15 protein-coding genes are annotated in these 17,041 nt (G+C 72.3%); 7 read left to right on the forward strand and 8 right to left on the reverse strand.

Features of this window, described 5'->3' with window-relative positions; translation table 11 throughout:
* Positions 1-49: 49 nt before the first annotated feature.
* The 3 genes from AB0A95_RS01390 (at position 50) to AB0A95_RS01400 (ending at position 3,655) form a co-directional block, all read left to right on the forward strand.
* Positions 50-1,144: a Rieske 2Fe-2S domain-containing protein gene (locus tag AB0A95_RS01390; protein ID WP_357553598.1), complete on the forward strand. Its 1,095-nt coding sequence runs from the start codon at positions 50-52 to the stop codon at positions 1,142-1,144.
* Entirely contained in the window at positions 1,141-2,772 is a 1,632-nt protein-coding gene (locus tag AB0A95_RS01395) for a cytochrome b N-terminal domain-containing protein (protein WP_357553599.1), read from the forward strand. Before AB0A95_RS01390 ends, AB0A95_RS01395 begins: the two co-directional genes overlap by 4 nt.
* 193 nt (positions 2,773-2,965) lie before the next feature.
* Complete coding sequence (locus AB0A95_RS01400) at positions 2,966-3,655, forward strand: DUF4142 domain-containing protein (protein WP_357553600.1); 690 nt, start codon at positions 2,966-2,968, stop codon at positions 3,653-3,655.
* Positions 3,656-3,717: 62 nt separating this feature from the next.
* Here the strand turns inward: AB0A95_RS01400 and AB0A95_RS01405 are convergent, their stop codons facing one another.
* The 5 genes from AB0A95_RS01405 to AB0A95_RS01425 all read right to left on the reverse strand — a co-directional run bounded on the left by AB0A95_RS01405 (position 3,718) and on the right by AB0A95_RS01425 (position 9,307).
* Positions 3,718-4,005 (reverse strand): Lrp/AsnC ligand binding domain-containing protein, encoded by a 288-nt coding sequence (locus AB0A95_RS01405; RefSeq protein WP_357074810.1) that lies wholly within the window; start codon positions 4,003-4,005, stop codon positions 3,718-3,720.
* Between the two features lie 164 nt (positions 4,006-4,169).
* The gene (locus AB0A95_RS01410) at positions 4,170-5,039 is read right to left on the reverse strand and encodes a sugar phosphate nucleotidyltransferase (RefSeq protein ID WP_357553601.1); all 870 of its coding nucleotides are present in this window, start codon (positions 5,037-5,039) and stop codon (positions 4,170-4,172) included.
* Positions 5,036-5,578 carry an NUDIX domain-containing protein gene (locus AB0A95_RS01415; RefSeq protein ID WP_357553602.1) on the reverse strand — a complete coding sequence of 181 codons (543 nt, stop codon included), beginning with the start codon at positions 5,576-5,578 and terminating at the stop codon, positions 5,036-5,038. Before AB0A95_RS01415 ends, AB0A95_RS01410 begins: the two co-directional genes overlap by 4 nt.
* A gap of 52 nt (positions 5,579-5,630) precedes the next feature.
* Positions 5,631-7,424 (reverse strand): HD domain-containing protein, encoded by a 1,794-nt coding sequence (locus tag AB0A95_RS01420; protein WP_357553667.1) that lies wholly within the window; start codon positions 7,422-7,424, stop codon positions 5,631-5,633.
* A gap of 128 nt (positions 7,425-7,552) precedes the next feature.
* Positions 7,553-9,307 carry a DEDD exonuclease domain-containing protein gene (locus AB0A95_RS01425; RefSeq protein ID WP_357553603.1) on the reverse strand — a complete coding sequence of 585 codons (1,755 nt, stop codon included), beginning with the start codon at positions 9,305-9,307 and terminating at the stop codon, positions 7,553-7,555.
* A 127-nt stretch (positions 9,308-9,434) separates the two neighbouring features.
* On the opposite strand from AB0A95_RS01425, the gene AB0A95_RS01430 reads away from it, so the two are divergent.
* From AB0A95_RS01430 to AB0A95_RS01445, 4 genes are all read left to right on the forward strand, one after another.
* The gene (locus AB0A95_RS01430) at positions 9,435-10,952 is read left to right on the forward strand and encodes an NYN domain-containing protein (RefSeq protein ID WP_357553604.1); all 1,518 of its coding nucleotides are present in this window, start codon (positions 9,435-9,437) and stop codon (positions 10,950-10,952) included.
* 223 nt (positions 10,953-11,175) lie between these two features.
* A complete protein-coding gene (locus AB0A95_RS01435; protein WP_357553605.1) occupies positions 11,176-11,394 on the forward strand; it encodes a hypothetical protein in 219 nt (72 codons plus the stop codon).
* A gap of 102 nt (positions 11,395-11,496) precedes the next feature.
* Positions 11,497-12,756: a M48 family metallopeptidase gene (locus AB0A95_RS01440; protein WP_357553606.1), complete on the forward strand. Its 1,260-nt coding sequence runs from the start codon at positions 11,497-11,499 to the stop codon at positions 12,754-12,756.
* A complete protein-coding gene (locus AB0A95_RS01445) occupies positions 12,753-13,877 on the forward strand; it encodes a glycosyltransferase family 4 protein (protein ID WP_357553607.1) in 1,125 nt (374 codons plus the stop codon). The genes AB0A95_RS01440 and AB0A95_RS01445 overlap by 4 nt, the downstream gene beginning before the upstream one ends.
* 7 nt (positions 13,878-13,884) lie before the next feature.
* On the opposite strand, the gene AB0A95_RS01450 is transcribed toward AB0A95_RS01445, so the two are convergent.
* The 3 genes from AB0A95_RS01450 to AB0A95_RS01460 form a co-directional block, all read right to left on the reverse strand.
* Positions 13,885-14,547 (reverse strand): lysophospholipid acyltransferase family protein, encoded by a 663-nt coding sequence (locus tag AB0A95_RS01450; protein WP_357553608.1) that lies wholly within the window; start codon positions 14,545-14,547, stop codon positions 13,885-13,887.
* Between the two features lie 21 nt (positions 14,548-14,568).
* Positions 14,569-15,153, reverse strand: coding sequence for a TetR/AcrR family transcriptional regulator (locus AB0A95_RS01455; RefSeq protein WP_357553609.1), 585 nt, complete (start codon positions 15,151-15,153; stop codon positions 14,569-14,571).
* Positions 15,154-15,317: 164 nt separating this feature from the next.
* Positions 15,318-16,976, reverse strand: a complete 1,659-nt coding sequence (locus tag AB0A95_RS01460) for a bifunctional diguanylate cyclase/phosphodiesterase (protein WP_357553668.1) — start codon at positions 16,974-16,976, stop codon at positions 15,318-15,320.
* Between the last annotated feature and the right edge of the window lie 65 nt (positions 16,977-17,041).

The following is a 17,041-nucleotide window of genomic DNA, read 5'->3' on the forward strand; positions in this document are numbered from 1 at the left end:
GATTCAGTGCTGTGGCGCCGCTCGGCGCCACCCGTAGCGAGGTGACGGCATGAGCACCCACACCGAGCACCAGGCCCCGCAGGGCCAGGAGCCGCTCGACCTGGACGACCCCAAGCTGACCCGGTTCGACATCGTTCGCGAGGGCGCGCGTCGGGACGACATCGAGATCGTCCACTACGAGCCGCAGGTGCTGCCCGGCACCAAGGCGGAGCGCCGGCTGACCCGCGTGGTCGCCGGGTTCTTCCTGATCACCGGTCTGGCCGCGACCGCCTTCCTGGCCGTCTACATCTGGTGGCCGTGGCAGTACGAGGCGGGCCGAGGCGGCGACAAGTGGTACACGCCGCTGCTGGGCGCCACCCTCGGCATCGCCCTGCTGGCCGTCGGCTTCGGCATCCTGACCTGGGGCAAGAAGTTGCTGCCCAAGGAGGTCTCGATCCAGGACCGGCACGAGGGCCAGGTGGACTCCGAAGGCCGCACGATCACCGGCCAGACCATGCTCTACATGGCCGACGAGCTGGGCGTGAAGCGTCGCCCGCTGCTCGGCATCTCGTTGCTGGCCGGTCTCGCGCCGGTCGCCGCGGTCGCGGCGGCGCCGCTGGTCGGCGGTCTGATCTCCCAGCCGCACAAGAACAACCAGATGTTCACCACCGGGTTCGCCCCGGGCGAGGGCGGGCGGAAGATCCGGCTGGTCCGCGAGGACGGCCGCCCGGTGCGCCCGGCGGACGTCAGCGTCGGTGGCCAGATAACGGTCTTCCCCGGTATCGAGCACGGTGTGAGCAACATCCACGCCGACTCCCCGACGCTGCTGATCCACCTGCGTGATTCCGACGCCCAGAAGTCCCGGGAGGCCAACTCACGGCCGAGCGTCGGCCACGGCGACTACATGTGGGGCAACTACGCCGCGTTCTCCAAGGTGTGCACGCACGCGGGCTGCCCGGCCAGCCTGTACGAGCAGCAGACCAACCGGCTGCTCTGCCCGTGCCACCAGTCCCAGTTCCTGATCACCGATAACGCCCGGCCCGTCTTCGGCCCCGCCAGCCGGCGGCTGCCGCAGCTGCCGATCGAGGTGGACTCCGAGGGCTTCTTCGTGGCGAAGTCCGACTACACTGAGACCGTCGGGCCTGATTTCTGGGAGCGGCCATGAAGCGTCGAAAGTTTGACATTGCGGCGACGCCGGGCAAGGCCGCGGTGGGAGTGGACGACCGCTTCCAGGTGGCCACCCCGCTGCGCAAACTGCTGAACAAGGTCTTCCCGGACCACTGGTCCTTCCTGCTCGGCGAGATCGCGCTGTTCTCGTTCATCGTCCTGCTGCTGACCGGTGTGTTCCTCACCTTCTTCTACGAGCCGGCGATGACCGAGGTGGTCTACAACGGCAGCTACGCGCCGTTGCAGGGCACCCCGATGTCCGCCGCGTACGCCTCCAGCCTGGACCTGTCGTTCGACGTCCGCGGTGGTCTGGTGATGCGGCAGATGCACCACTGGGCGGCGCTGCTGTTCATGGCCGCGATCGTCGTGCACATGCTGCGGGTCTTCTTCACCGGCGCCTTCCGCAAGCCGCGCGAGACCAACTGGATCATCGGTTCGCTGCTGTTCTGGGTCGGCTTCCTGGCGGGCTTCACCGGCTACTCGCTGCCGGACGACGGCCTGTCCGGCACCGGTCTGCGGATCGCCTCGGCGATCATGCTGTCCATCCCGGTGATCGGTTCCTGGGTCACCTCGTCGATCTTCGGTGGCGAGTTCCCGGGCACGATCATCATCAGCCGGTTCTTCATCGCCCACGTGCTGCTCATCCCCGGTCTGCTGTTGGCGCTGATCAGCGTCCACCTCGGCCTGGTCTTCAAGCAGAAGCACACCCAGTGGCCGGGCCCCGGACGGACCAACAACAACGTGGTCGGCGAGCGGATGTTCCCGCGCTACGCGTTGAAGCAGGGCGGCTTCTTCATGGTCGTCTTCGGCGTCATCGCGCTGCTGGGCGGTCTGTTCCAGATCAACCCGATCTGGTTGTTCGGCCCGTACGAGGCGTGGGTGGTCTCGGCCGCCAGCCAGCCCGACTGGTACGTCATGTTCCTCGACGGGTCGACCCGACTCATGCCCGCGTGGGAGATCAACATCCCGCTCGGTGACGGGTACGTCATCCCGCCGCTGTTCTGGCCGACGGTCGTGCTGCCCGGCATCCTGGTGGGCCTGTCGACGATGTACCCGTTCCTGGAAGCCCGACAGCTCAAGGACCGCAAGAACCACAACCTGCTCCAGCGGCCCCGCGACGCGCCGGCGCGGACCGCGGTGGGCGCCATGGCCGTGTCGTTCTACGTCGTGCTGACGCTCTCCGGCGGCAACGACGTGATCGCCGACAAGTTCCAGATCAGTTTGAACGCGATGACCTGGGCCGGCCGGATCGGTCTGCTGGTGGTCCCGCCGATCGCGTACTACGTGACGTACCGGCTCTGCCTGGGCCTGCAGCAGCACGACCGGGAGGTGCTCGCGCACGGCGTGGAGACCGGCATCATCCGGCGCCTGCCGGACGGTCGGTTCGTCGAGGTGCACCAACCGCTCAGCGCGTCCAACGGGCACGCCGACGGCCACGGCGAGCTGGAGTACGTCGGCTGGGTCGTGCCGAAGAAGATGAACCGGCTCGGGGCACTCGGCCCGGCCATCCGGGGCTTCTTCTACCCGATCGAGAAGCCGGTCGAGGCGCCGGTCTCACCGGGGCACCCGCCGGTCGAGCCCCGACCCGAGCGCGAGGAGATCACCAGCGGCGACAGCCGCCGCTGACCCGCCCGAACGCACAGTTACGTGGCGCCCGCCGGATCCCGGCGGGCGCCACGTCGTATGAGCACCGACCGCCCATCCGGCCCGGAGTCGGACGGCCACGGCGGGACCGGTCGACCCCGCGCGACGGGCGATCGCAGGAATAACCCCGGTGAGCCGGGTATCCGTGCGGTCCAACGTCTCAAGGGGGGGAAGCATGTTGGGTATCAAACGCCTCGGCCTGTTGGCCGCGCTGGTACTGGTCGGGGTCGCGCCGGCTGCGGCCGCGCAGGCCGCGGCACAGCCGTCGACGCAGGACACCCAGTACCTGCAGGCGGTACACCAGGTCAACCTGTTCGAGATCACCGCCGGTGACCTGGCTCAGCAGAAGGGGCAGGACCAGGGGGTCAAGGACCTGGGCGCGATGCTGAAGACCGACCACACCCAGCTGGACCAGACAGTGCAGCAGACCGCGTCCCAGCTCGGCGTGGAGTTGCCGAACGAGCCCAGCGCCGATCAGCAGGCGGTCATCGACAAGCTGAACAGCGCCAGCGGTGCGGAGTTCGACAGGCTCTGGGTGACAAGTGAGCTGGCTGGTCACGTCCAGGCCATCCAGGCCACCCAGACAGAGATCTCGCAGGGCTCCGAGCAGTCGGTGGTCCAGTTGGCCCAGAACGCCCTGCCGACGCTGCAGGCGCACTACGACGAGCTGGTGCAGCTCGCCAACAAGCTGGGCATCCCGGTTCCGCAGACCAGTGCCAGCGGTACGCCCAGCCCGGGCGGTACCGGCACCGAGTCGCCGGCTCCGGGTGGCACCGGCACCGAGTCGCCGGCTCCTGGTGGCACCCCGGAGTCCCCGGCACCCGGTGGCGGCACCACCGAGACGCCGGCTCCCGGCGTGAGCTGACGTAGCGACAGCAGACGGCCGGTCCGCCCCGTGGGGTGGACCGGCCGCCGCGCGTGCGCTTGTCAGTCGGCGCTGGCCAGGCCGATGGCGAACGCCTCCTCCAGGTCGTGCTGGGAGTACGCCCGGAACGCGATGTGCGACTCGGTGTTGAGCACGCCCGGCACCTTGGAGATGCTGCCGGCGATGACCTGGGCGATCTGGTCGAACTCGCGGACCCGGACGATGGCGATGAGGTCGACGTGCCCGGCCACCGAGTAGACCTCGCTGACGCCGGAGAGGCTGGCCAGGGTCTCCGCCACCTCGGGGATCGCGTCGGTGGCACAGTCGATCAGCACGATTGCGGTGATCACGGGACATTTCTCCGTTCGTCGGCGTCGTCGCCCATGCTAGATGTTCCGGTGTGGCCTGGCGTCCTGGCCGTCACCGTTGCCGCCGCCCGAGACTGCGGGCCAGCCTGGCGCCGCGGGGGGCTGCTCGGCGGTGCGGGCCTGCCCGGCGTTGCGGCCGAGGCCGGTCAGCCGTGCGTGGTGGCCGGAACGGTGCTCCCGTCCGCGGTCCGGATCACGCCACACAACCGTTCGCCGTCCGGCACGTCCGCACCCGGCCACACCACGGTGCGGCACACGTCGCCGACCACCCGCGCGCCCGCGCCGACGACCGACTCGACGCAACGACCGGTCACCGTGGCAGACGGGTCGACGAGGACGCCCCCGGCGGCGGCGTGCAGGTTGGCCGCCAGGTAGTCGGCGGGGGTGCCGGTGTCGTAGAAGGTGCCCGGGTAGGGCACCACCTCCAGGGCGCCCGCCGCCTCCGCCGGACGCCAGAGGGCGCGGACCAGGTCGGAGAAGACGACCGGCAACTCGCGGACGAGCCGCCAGGGCAGCAGCGAGAAGCCGGTGAAGCAGTGCCCGGAGAAGGTGCCGGGTGCCGCCGGGTCCGCGGCGGGCTGGCCGAGCAGGCGTACGGTGTGGCCGTCCCACCCGTCGAGCAGGGCGGCCACGTCCGGGCCCGGCGCGGCCGCCGGGTCGGCGAGGTACGCGTCGGCGTTGCCGACCAGCACCGGCCGCCCGTCGATCCAGTCCCGCAGGTTGGCCACCCCGCCCGCGGTGCCCAGCGGATCGTCGGGCTCGACGGACACGTGGGCGCGGTCGCCGACGTGCGCGACCACCTGGTCGCCGAGGTAGCAGGCGTTCACCGCGACCCGGTCGGGGCCGGCCAGGCCGAGCCCCGCCACCCGGGCCAACGCCCGATCCAGCAGCGGCACGTTACCCACCGGGCAGAGCGCCTTGGGCAGCCGCTCGGTGAGCGGGCGCAACCGGGTGCCCTCGCCGGCGGCGAGCACCACAGCGCAGACCTCGGCCGGTGCGGAGGCCCCGCCGGTCATGGCAGGTCGTCGGGGATCGGGGGCGGGTACTGCCCGGCCAGCGGCCCGATGCCGTAGTAGGCGAGCAGCCGGGCGGTCGGCCAGGTCAGCTTGGGCAGGTCGTCCAGGGGGTGCCAGGCGGCCTCGAAGACCTCCGCGCCGTCGACCGTCAGCTTGGTGTCGGACGCCGGCACCTCCGTCTCGAAGACCATGTCCACCCAGCCCTTGGCGTGCACGATCGCGTTCGGCACCGCCGGGCGTAACCGGGACGGGGGGAGTCGGACGCCGGATTCCTCGAACAGCTCGCGGGCCGCACCCACCACCGGGGGTTCGCCCCGGTCCAGGAGGCCGGCGGGCAGCGACCAGCCCTTGCCGGGCGGCTGGCGCAGCATCAGCAGCCGTCCCGCGCCCGTCGCCTCGGAATCGCGGACCAGTGTGACCGCGCCGACGATGTACTTGGGCATCGCCAGCTTGACCAGGCGTCGACGCACCGGCAGCGGCAGCCGGTAGAAAGCCTGGTAGAAGACGGCCCGACCGGTGGCGCGGGAACGGGGGATCATGACTCCAGGCTAGTGGTCGCGAATGTCCCTCGGACGCGCTGGGCCGCCAGGGTCACTGTCGATGGTCGACCAGGTCGATGAGCTGGCGTACGACGGTGTCTGGTTCGATCACCCGGTCGAAGACCGCGACCAGCAGGGTTTCCAGGTCGGGATAGCCCAACTCCTCGGAGAGGCGCAACAGCGGCAGGTCACTGGCGAGGCCCCGGTTGTGCTGACGCAGGGCGAGCCCGATGGTGGCCCGACCGAGGCGGACCTTGTCGCTGATCGTGATGCCCGGCTCGGTGTGTTCGGCGAACCACCTGTTGATCTGCATCTGCGCGTGCGGCGACTTGACGAAGCTCAGCCACTCCCGGCGGGGACCCCGCGATGCCACACCGGCCTCGAAACCGTTGTCACCGTCGTTCTCGGTGAAGATCTCCACCACGTCGCCCTCGTCCAGCTCCGAGCTCAGCGGGGCCAGCCGACCGTTGATCCGCGCGGCGAGACAGTGGTCGCCCCGCTCGTTGCCCAGCTCGTACGCGAGGTCGACGGGGGTGGCGCCGCCCGGCAGCACGATCTGTCGCCCGTCGGCGAAGACCTGGATCTGACCCTCGGCGAGGTCGCAGCGCAACGACTCGTAGAACTGCGCCGGGTCGGCGGCGTCCGGCTCCCAGTCGAGCACCCGGCGCAGCCAGTCCAACTGCTCGGCGCGGGCCGCCGCGCTGCCCCGACCCGACTGGGGGAAGCGGAAGTCGGCGGCGATGCCGTACTCGGCCGAACGGTGCATCTCCTCGGTGCGGATCAGCACCTCCACAGTGCGGTCCTGGGGGCCGCAGATGCTTGTGTGCAGCGAACGGTAGAGGTTGTTCTTCGGTGAGGCGATGAAGTCCTTGAAACGGCCGGGCACGGGGCGCCAGGTGCCGTGGATGGCGCCCAGGGCGGCGTAACAGTCGGTGGCCGGGCCGTCGACCACCACCACGATGCGGGGCAGGTCGAACGGGGCGGTGTGGCCGCCGGCGATGGTGTCCTTCCAGATCGAGTAGAGGTGCCGGGGGCGGGGGCTCACCACGGCGTCGACCCGGCTGCGCTTCAGCGCGACCCGGGCACGGGCCACCACCGCGTCGAGGTACGCGTCCCAGCCCGGCCGGTCGTGCACGTGTCGGGCCAGTCGGGCGTGCTCGTCGGGCTCCAGGTGCAGCAGCACCACGTCGTCAAGCTCACGCTTGAGGGTCTGGATGCCCAGCCGGTCGCAGAGCGGGACCAGCACCTCCTGGGTCTTGCGGGCGATGCGTTCCCGCGAGGACGCGGAGCGCACCCCGAGGGTGCGCATGTTGTGCAGCCGATCGGCCAGCTTGATGATCAACACCCGGACGTCCTTGGCGGCCGCCACGATCATCTTGCGGATCGTCTCCGCCTCGGCGGCCTTGCCGTAGAACGCCTTGTCGAACTTGGTCACCCCGTCGACCAGGTGGGCCACCTCGCCGCCGAAGTCCTCGGAGAGCGCCTGGAGGGTGTAGCGGGTGTCCTCCACGGTGTCGTGCAGCAGCGCCGCGACCAGGGTGGTGGTGTCCATGCCCAGCTCGGCGCAGATCTGCGCCACCGCGAGGGGGTGGGTGATGTACGGCTCGCCGCTCTTGCGGAACTGACCGCGGTGCATGTTTTCCGCGATCGTGTAGGCGCGGCGCAGCACGGCGGGGTCGGTGCCGGCGTGGATGCCCCGGTGGGTGCGCACCAGGTGGGTGACCGGGTCGGAGTCGGTGGTCGGCCAGCTGAGCAGCGACCGTAGTCGGCGGGTGAGCGGCAGCTCGCCCGGCTGTGTCGGCAGGGCGCCCCCCAGGGCGGCGCCGTGTCCGGCGTCGACGTCCACGAGGGACACCTCCTCACCCCGGCTCCGCGACGCCGGCGGCCGGCGACAGGGAGCAGGCCCACGAATCGGGCAGGACTGCACTTCCTTAACAGCCTAAGCGAGTAGACGTAGTCCGATCGGTCAGTTGGTCATGAGCGTTCGGTCGAGAGTTGGTGGGACGCGCCGTTGTCAGCCTTCGCCAGCAGGTCACGGAACCGCGCCGCGCCTCTGGCCGGCGAGGACCAACCGGAGGACATCTCCAGCAGCCGGGTCTCCGGTCGTTCCAACCAGGACAGGATCCGTTCGGACTCCTCCGCGGTGGCCGCCGGCACCGGGCCGTGCCCGCCCGACACCGTCTCGGCAGTGGCCCGGATGGCGGTCAGCGTGGGCCGCGGGTGCACGCCGGGCGGGGACACCCCCGCGCCGGCCAGCCGGCCGTGCCGCACCAACGTCAACTCCCAGCCACCCCGGGCGGCCGGCCGAGCCGCGGCCAGCTCGACGATCCCGGTGAGCGCGGCCAGCCGCTGCATCCGCACCGTGGCCCGCAGCACCGCCGCCAGCCGGGACCGCACCACTGCGGCCTCCTCGTAGCGCTGGTCGGCCGAGAGCACGTCGATCCGGGCGAGCAGCGCGTCCACCACCGGCTGCGGGTCACTCGTCGTGGCGGTGCGGAAGGGACCTGCCGCGCTGTCGTCGTACTCCTCGGGGGTGATCCGGTGCTCGCAGGGTGCCGGGCAGCGACCCAACTCGGCCAGCGCGCAGGCCGGTGTGATCGTGCGCAGCGAGAGCCGGTGCGTGCACTGGCGCAGCGGCACGGCGTCGTGGAAACCGGCGGCGGCCAGCTCCGCGGCCCGCCGGGAGGTGAACGGCCCGAGGTACGCGGTGTCGGTGGGGGAGAGGGTGCGGACGATCGACAACCGGGGATAGGGACCGTCGGTGAGCTTGAGCCAGACCATCCGTTCCGGAAATTTCGACCGCCTGTTGTACGGCGGGGCGTGCGCGGCGATCAACCGCAGCTCGCGGACCTCCGCCTCCAACGAGTGCGCGCACTCCACCGCCTCGACCCGCTCGGCCGCCGCGAGCATCTCGGAGATCCGTGCGCGCTTCTCGGCGGCGGTGAAGTAGCTGCGCACCCGGGTGGCGATGTCGACGGAGGTGCCCACGTAGAGCGGACGGTCGTCGGCGGCCCGGAAGACGTAGACCCCGGGGACCTTGGGCAACCCGTCGGCCAGGTGCCGTTTGCGCCGTTGCGTCGGGGTGACCGCCCGGGCGAACTCGATGGCGTCGCCGACGGTGTCCACGCGGTGCCCGCCGAGCCGACCGATCAGCCCGTGCAGCACGTCGACTGTCGCCAACGCGTCGTCGAGGGCCCGGTGGGTCGGCTGGGTGGCGGTGCGGAAGTAGGCCGCCAGGGTGCCGAGCTTGCGGTTGGGCACCTCGTCGCGGGTCAGCACCCGGCGGGCCAGCGCCGCCGTGTCCAGCACGCGCGGGTTGGGCCAGCGGTAGCCGTGCTTCGCGCAGGCGGCCTTGAGGAAGCCCACGTCGTACGGGGCGTTGTGGGCCACCAGCACCGCGTCGGCGATGAACTCCAGGAAGCTGGGCAGCACCTGCTCGATCGGCGGCGCCGGCACCAGCATCGCCTGGGTGATGCCGGTCAGCACGGTGATGAACGGCGGGATGGGCTGCCCCGGGTTGACCAGGGTGGCCAGCACGCCCAACTGCTCGCCACCGCGCACCCGGACCGCGCCGATCTCGGTGATGCCGCCGCCGTCCGGCGTGCCGCCGGTGGTCTCCAGGTCGACCACCACGAAGGTGGTCGCGTAGAGCGGCAGCGCCGGGTCCACCCCGCCCGCCGCCGGGTCGAAACCGGCAAGTGACTCCTGGACGTACTCCGCCTGTGCCATCGCCGGCACGCTAGCGCCCCGGTCCGACACTCCCGGCGCAGCCGTCCCACCAGTCACCATGGGGCTAGGATGAGAGATCGGCTCACTCACCGGGCGGTGGGCCCGGTCGCGGTGGGAGACTTGCCACATGCCCCTCACCGAGCCGCACGACGACCACCTCCCGCAGGAGGATCCGGTCGTGCTCGACGGTGCCGTGGGCAACCCGGACGACAACGTAGTCAACGAGACATCTGAGGCATCCGTCCCGGCCGCGCAGGGCGACGACCCGGCAGGGCGGGGCGACGCCCCGACCGTGCAGGACGACGGCCCGACACCGCAGGGCGACGGCCCCACCGTCGAGCCGGAGCCGACGCTGCCCGAGCCGGTCCGGCAGCGGATCGTGACACTGACCGCCGCGGTGCTGCCCACCCTGCCGGGCGACGAGGTGCCGGTGCCGTTGCGCCGGGTGGCCAAGTTCGCCCCCAACCGGCGCGCCCGCCTCGGTGCGCCGGCCATCGCCGCCCAGCTCACCGCCGACCCGCTGTTCCGGCAGCGGGTCACCGCCCGGGTCCTGGCCGATGCCGGCGACCTCGGTGCCGCCGTCGTCGAGGGCACCGCCCCGGCCGCCGCCGACCCGGTCGAGGTCGCCGCGCTTGCCTACCTGGCCCGGCCGCGCGGTTGGCGGGAGCTGATCGACGCCAGCGGTGCCGCCGTCCGCGCCGAGGCGGACAGCGCGGTCGTCGCCGAGCTGGTCCGTGAGGCCGAGCAGCGGGCCACCCGTGCCGAGCACGACCGGGCGGTGGCGCGGGTCGAGGCGGAGAAGCTCCGCGACGAGCTGGCCCGCGTCCGCGAGGAGTTGGGGCAGCTCCGCGAGGAGTCCCGGCAGGTCGCCCGTACCCTCCGGGAGACCCAGGCCCGCGAGCGCAAGGCCACCGAGTTGCTGGCCACCGAGCGTGGCCGGGCCGCGCGTGCCAGCGCCGACGTGGACGCCGAGCTGCGCCGCGCCCGCGCCCGGCTGGCCGAGGCGGAGGCCGCCGCCGGGGTGGCCCGGGCCACCGCCAAGGAGGCCCGTTCGGTCGACGACGCACGGCTGTGGCTGCTGCTGGAGACCATCGGCCAGGCCGCCGTGGGGTTGCGCCGCGAACTGGCGCTCGACCCGGTCGACAAACTCCCCGCCGACTTCGTCGCCGACGCGTTCGCCGAGCAGCCGGGCACCGCTCCCGCCAGCCCCGCCGCCCGTGCCCGCGACACCGACGACCCGGCTCGACTCGACCAACTTCTCGCGCTGCCCCGGGCGCACCTGGTGGTGGACGGCTACAACGTCACCAAGCGCGGCTTCGGCGAGATGTCCCTGGAGCAGCAGCGCAAACGGCTGATCACCGGGCTGGGCGGGATCGCCGCGCAGACCGGCGACGAGGTCACAGTGGTCTTCGACGGCGCCGAGCGGATGCACGGGCTGCCGCCCGCGCCGCGCGGCGTACGGGTGCTGTTCTCGCGCAAGGGCGAGACCGCCGACGAGCTGATCCGTCGGCTGGTCCGCGCCGAGCCGTCGGGGCGGCCGGTGGTGGTGGTCTCGTCGGACCGCGAGGTCGCCGACGGGGTACGCCGACACGGCGCCTACCCGCTGGGCGCCGACTCGCTGCTGCGGCGCCTCGCCCGCTCCTGACACCATCCCCGCCCGCCGTGATCGACACGGGTTTCACGATGTCGGGGTGTCCGACCGCGTGGGATGGCCCGATTTCATGGAAATCGAGTTGATCTCGTCCCCAAACGGCCGGTCGGACGTCATTTCTGTCGTACCCGGTGGTTAGCGTCGATGTGACCGACGGTGCTCGGGTGGCGACGACGAGGTGCGCCGGCCGTGCATCGCGAGCGATCAGGAGGGCTTGATGCTCATCGACTGCGACGGGTGTGCGAGGCGGGCCGACGGCTGTTCCGGCTGTCTGTTGGCCGCCCTGTTCGACGAGACGTCCCCGGCGGCCGGACTGGTCGCCGCCGAGGTCCAGGCGATCGAGGTGTTCGCGCGGGCCGGTTTCGACGTGGAGGTGCTGGCCGCGCCCGAGCGTCCCGGCGTGGCACGCCAGCGGGCCGTCCGCCGCATCGCCTGAGCGCGACACCGCGCCCGGAAGCGAGCTTCTCGCGGGCCATAGGATGAGCGGTCACGGCGGGAGGAGCGGCGCGATGAGCGGGACACGACGGGCAGTGACGCGATGACCCCGCGTGGCTGGGCGCTGCTCACGCTGGCCGGGTTGACCGTCGCGCTTGTCGTGATCGCCGCGCTGTTCATTCCGTGGCACCGACCGCCGGCCCCGCGGGCCGACCAGCTCGCCGCGCTGCGTGACCTGCCGGCCGAGCAGGTGGCCAAGGGGCGGGAGTTCCGGGCCGCGCTGCGCCCGGGCGGTTACGCCGCGCTCGCCGTGGGGCTGCTGGTCGCCCTCGCGCTCGGGTTGACCCCGCTGGGCAGCCGCCTGGTCGAGTTGGTGGGCCGGCCGTTCGGGGGGCACTGGGCCGCGCAGGCGGTGCTCGGCGGGCTGGCCGTGGTGCTCGTCGCCGACCTGGTGACGCTCCCGTTCGCCGCCTGGCGCCAGAGCGTGCTCACCCGCTACGGCCTGAGCACCAACGGCTGGAGTGGCTGGGCCGTCGACCTGCTCAAGTCGTACGCCGTCAGTGCGGTGATCGGCGCGGTGGCGCTTGTCGGCTTCTACGCGGTGATCCGGTTCGCGCCACGCTGGTGGTGGGCGTATGGCGCGGCGGGCGCGGCGCTGCTGGTGGTGCTGCTGTCGTTCGTGCTGCCGGTGCTGGTGGAGCCGGTCTTCAACAAGTTCACACCGATGGAGCAGGGCCCGCTGCGCACCGAGCTGATGAGCATGGCCGCCCGCGACGGGGTGCCGGTGCGCGACGTGCTCGTCGCCGACGCCTCCCGTCGCACCCGGGCGGTCAACGCCTACGTGTCCGGTCTCGGGCCGACCCGGCGGGTGGTCGTCTACGACACGCTGCTGCGCGAGGCGACCCCGGGCGAGGTGACAGCCGTGGTGGCGCACGAGTTGGGGCACGCGAAGGACTCCGACGTGGCGGTGGGCACGGTGACCGGGGCACTGGGTGCCGCTGCCGCCGTGGTGGCGCTCTATTTGCTCGGCTCGTGGGGGCCGCTGCTGCGACTGGCCGGCGTCGACTCGGTCGCCCAACCACGCGCCTTTCCGTTGCTTGTCGCCCTCGTGACGGTCGCCGGGCTGGTCGCCACGCCGATGCAGGCGCTGATGTCACGACGGGTGGAGGCACGCGCCGACGCGCACGCGCTCGCGCTGACCCACGACCCGGAGACCTTCGAGTCGATGCAGCGTCGGCTCGGATCGGTCAACCTGGGCGACCCCGACCCGCCGCGCTGGGAATACCTCTACTCGGCCTCGCATCCGTCCACTGTCGAGCGGATGGCCGCCGCCCGCGCGTACGCCCGGAAGGCCGGCCGATGAACCGCACGCTGCTGATCACCAACGACTTTCCGCCCCGACCGGGCGGCATCCAGTCCTTCGTGCACAACCTCGCGGTGCGGCAACCGGCCGGCTCGGTGGTCGTCTACGCGTCGAGCTGGCGCGGGGCCGCGAAGTTCGACGCCGACCAGCCGTTCGAGGTGATCCGGGAGCGCACCCGGGTGCTGTTGCCCACCCCGTTGATCGCCCGCCGGGCGGCGCGGCTGGCGCGCGCGTACGACTGCGACACCGTGTGGTTCGGTGCGGCTGCCCCGCTGGGGCTGCTCGCCGCCGGTCTGCGTCGGCGGGCCGGCATCCGCCGGGTGGTGGCACAGACCCACGGCCACGAGGTTGGTTGGGCGGCGCTGCCGGCCGCCCGGCCGGCACTGCGGCGCATCGGTCGGGGTGTGGACGTCACCACCTACCTCGGCGAGTACACGCGCACCCGGTTGGCGCGCGTGTTGGACGGGGTGACCGAGCTGCGCCGCCTCGCGCCCGGCGTCGACGTGGACACCTACCACCCGACGGTCGACGGCGAGCAGGTCCGGGCCCGGCTCGGGTTGACCGACCGCCCGGTGGTGGTCTGTGTGTCCCGGCTCGTGCCGCGCAAGGGCCAGGACATGCTGATCCGGGCACTACCGGAGATCCGCCGCCGGGTGCCCGACGCGGCGCTGCTGATCGTGGGCGGCGGGCCGTACCGGGCGACGCTGGAGAAGCTGGCCCGACAGACCGGTGTGGAGCGGGACGTGGTGTTCACCGGTTCGGTGCCGTCGGCCGAGCTGCCGGCGCACTACGCGGCCGGCGACGTCTACGCGATGCCGTGTCGCACCCGCAATCGTGGCCTCGACGTGGAAGGGCTCGGCATCGTCTACCTGGAGGCGTCCGCGACCGGCCTGCCGGTGGTGGCCGGCGACTCCGGGGGCGCACCGGACGCGGTCCGCGAGGGGGAGACCGGCTACGTCGTCCGCGGGCGGGACGTGGCCCAGCTCGCCGACCGGGTCGCCCGGCTGCTCGCCGACCGGGACCTGGCCCGCCAACTGGGCGCCGCCGGTCGGGCGTGGGTGGAGCGGGAGTGGCGCTGGGAGGCGCAGGCGGAACGGATGGCGGCGCTGCTCGCCGGCTGATCGCCGTTCAGCTCTCCCGGGCTGGCGCGTAGTGCGGCACGTACTCCTGGCCGGTGAGCTTCTGGATCTCCGCCATCACCTCGTCGGTGATCGTCCGGATGTCGCGCGGCCCGTGGATCCGGTCGGCGACCGGGATCGGCGGGCCGAATCGCAGGGTGACCGGGTGTCGACGGGGGATCCGCGCGTCGACCGGCAGCACCTCGGCGGTGCCGAGCACGCCGACCGGGATGATCGGCACCCCGGCGTCGCGGGCCAGCCGGGTCATCCCGACGCGGCCCCGGTAGAGCCGCCCGTCGGGGGAGCGGGTGCCCTCCGGATAGATGGCGACCAGGCCACCGGCGCGCAGCACCGGCACGGCGGCGTCGAGGGCGCGCAGGGCGGCGCGGCCGTCGGTGCGGTTGACCGGGATGGCGCCCATGCCGGCGACGATCCGCCGGTTGAGCCAGCCGCCCGGCCCGCCGCCGGTGAAGTACTCGACCTTCGCCCAGAAGGTGACGTGTCGGGGCGTCGAGGTGACGAGAAACCATTCGTCGGCGACGGACAGGTGGTTGCCGGCGAGGATCGCGCCGCCGTGCCGGGGCAGATGCTCCAGCCCTTCCACCTGGGGCCGCCAGCCCACCCGCATCGCGGTGCCGACTGTCAGTTTGGCGACGTCGTACAGCAGGGGCACGTGTCCTCCGGGAGTCGAGTCTCAGGCCGGCGCCGGGCCGAGGTGGGCCTCCAGCGCGGCGCGCAGCAGGGTGTCGTCGTCGGTGGCGCCGGTGGCCAGCGGCAGGCTGCCCCAGGCCCAGAGCTGGGCGATGCCGTGCAGGTTTGCCCAGAGCGCGCCGGCGAGCACCGCCGTGGGCGCGTCGGTGGGCCGACGCGCCTGGGCCACCAGGTCGGCCAGGACGGTGAACAGCGGCAGGCTCGTCTCGCGCAGCCGCAACCGGCCGCTGTCCAGCAGGTCGTGGCGGAACATCAGCTCGAACATGCCGCGGTGGGTGGCCGCGAAGTCCAGGTACGTCCGGGCCAGTGCGGTCAACCGGGTACGCGGGTCCGCGTCGACGTCGTGCAACGTGCGCTCGACCCGGGCGGTGAGGTCGGCGAAGCCCTCCCGGGCGATGGCGGAGAGCAGGTCGACGTGGGTGGGGAAGTAGCGGCGCGGTGCGCCGTGGGAGACCCCGGCACGGCGGGCGATCTCTCGCAGGGAGATCGCCGACTGGCCCTCCCGCAGCACCAGGTCCACCCCGACGGCCACCAGGCGCGTCCGCAGCCCCGTCTCGTCCGCGCTCACCGACACTGTCTACCAGCGTGGCGTAGACGCTGTCTACCGCTGGCTGTGATCCACTCCGGTTTCGTAAAGTCGGGGTGTTCTGGTGCCACGGATACCCCGACATCATGAAAGACGAGTGGATCGTGGCCGGTGCGGCCGACGGCCGGGTCGCGCGGTCCGCGGATTCAGCGGATGCGGGCCAGGATCCGGTCGGCGGGGGCCGGGCGCCCGAAGTGCCAGCCCTGGCCGGCGTCGCAGCCGATCGCCCGCAGTCGCTCGGCCTGCCCGGCGGTCTCCACGCCCTCGGCGGTGACCGTCAGGTCCAACGCGTGTGCCAGCGAGACCAGCGAGGCGAGGATCCGCTCGTCGGTGCGGCCGACCGACGGCGACCGGAGGCCGGCCACGAACTCCCCGGCGACCTTCAGCTCGGTCACCGGCAGGTCCCGCAGGTACGCCAGGTTGCTGTAGCCGGTGCCGAAGTCGTCGATGGCGATCCGTACCCCGAGGTCGGCGAGCACCCGCAGGGCGCGTACCGGCTCCTCGGCGGTGCTCATCATCGTGCTCTCGGTGATCTCCAGTTGGAGCCGCTCCGGCGGCAGGCCGGTCTGCCGCAGCAGCGCGCGAACCTCCTGCACCAGACCGGGCCGGTGCACCTGCCGCACCGCCAGGTTGACGCTGACGAACGGTGCGGCGGCGCCGCCGGCCGACCAGGCCTCCGCCTCGCGGCACGCCTCGGCCAGCACCCAACCGCCCAGTTGGACGATCAGGCCGGTCTCCTCGGCCAACCCGATGAAGCTGTCCGGACGCAGCACCCCCAGCTCCGGGTGGCGCCACCGGACCAGCGCCTCGACGCCGACCAGGCTGCCGTCGCGAAGTGAGGTCAGTGGCTGGTAGTCGAGGTAGAACTCACCCCGCTCCAGCGCGGCCGGGATGGCCGCGGAGAGCGCGTACCGGGCCAGCTCGCGTTGGTTGCGCTCGGCGTCGTAGAGCGCCCAGCGCGCACCGCCGGCGGACTTCGCCCAGTGCAGGGTGCTGTCCGCGGCCCGCATCAGGTCACTGGGGTTGGCTCCGGCCACCGGTCGCTCGACGATGCCGATGCTCGCCGAGATCTGCAACTCGTGCCCGTCGACGAGCGCCGGTGTCCGGACCGCGGCCAGCGCGGTCTCGGCCAACGCCGCCATGTCGTCGGTGCCGCCGCTGTTCTCCACAAGGATCACGAACTCGTCCCCGCCGAGGCGAGCCACCAGGTGCTCACCCGTGGCCTTGCACAGCCGTTCGGCGACAGTGACAAGTAGTCGGTCACCGACCTGGTGCCCCAGGGTGTCGTTGACGACCTTGAAGCGGTCCAGGTCGAGGAAGAACACCCCGACCCGCCGCGCACCCCGGCCGGGCTCGTTGAGCGCCGCGGTGAGCCGCTCGGTGAACAGCGTCCGGTTGGGCAGGCCGGTGAGCGGATCGTGGGTGGCCTGGTGCCGGAACCGGGCCTCGCTGGCACGCAGCGCCCGCTCGGCCTGCGTCCGGGCCCTCATCGCGGCCCGGCGGATCGACTCCTGCTCGTCGAGGGTGCGGTCGCGCAGCGCGCGGGCGTAGCCGGTCGCCACGGCCGCCAGCAGCCGGGCCAGCCGGTCCTCGACGTCCTCGGCCACCAACCCGAGGTCACGCACGAACCGGAGCTGGATGACCTCCACGGTACGACCCAGCCCCTCCGCGGAGGCGATGTGCGCGGCGACCAACTCGGCACCGACCCGGTGCCCGGCTCGCAGGTCGAACGGCTCCGTGAGCAGCGCGCCGGCCAGTTGGCCGGTGAGCCGGTCCAGCAGAGTCTCCAGCTGGGCCTGGGTCATCGGAAGGTAGCTGGTGCCGGAGACCGCCTTCGCCCATGCCCGGGCGAACGTGCCCGGGCGGGAGA

The organism is Micromonospora sp. NPDC049230 (genome assembly GCF_040647875.1).
Taxonomy (GTDB): domain Bacteria; phylum Actinomycetota; class Actinomycetes; order Mycobacteriales; family Micromonosporaceae; genus Micromonospora.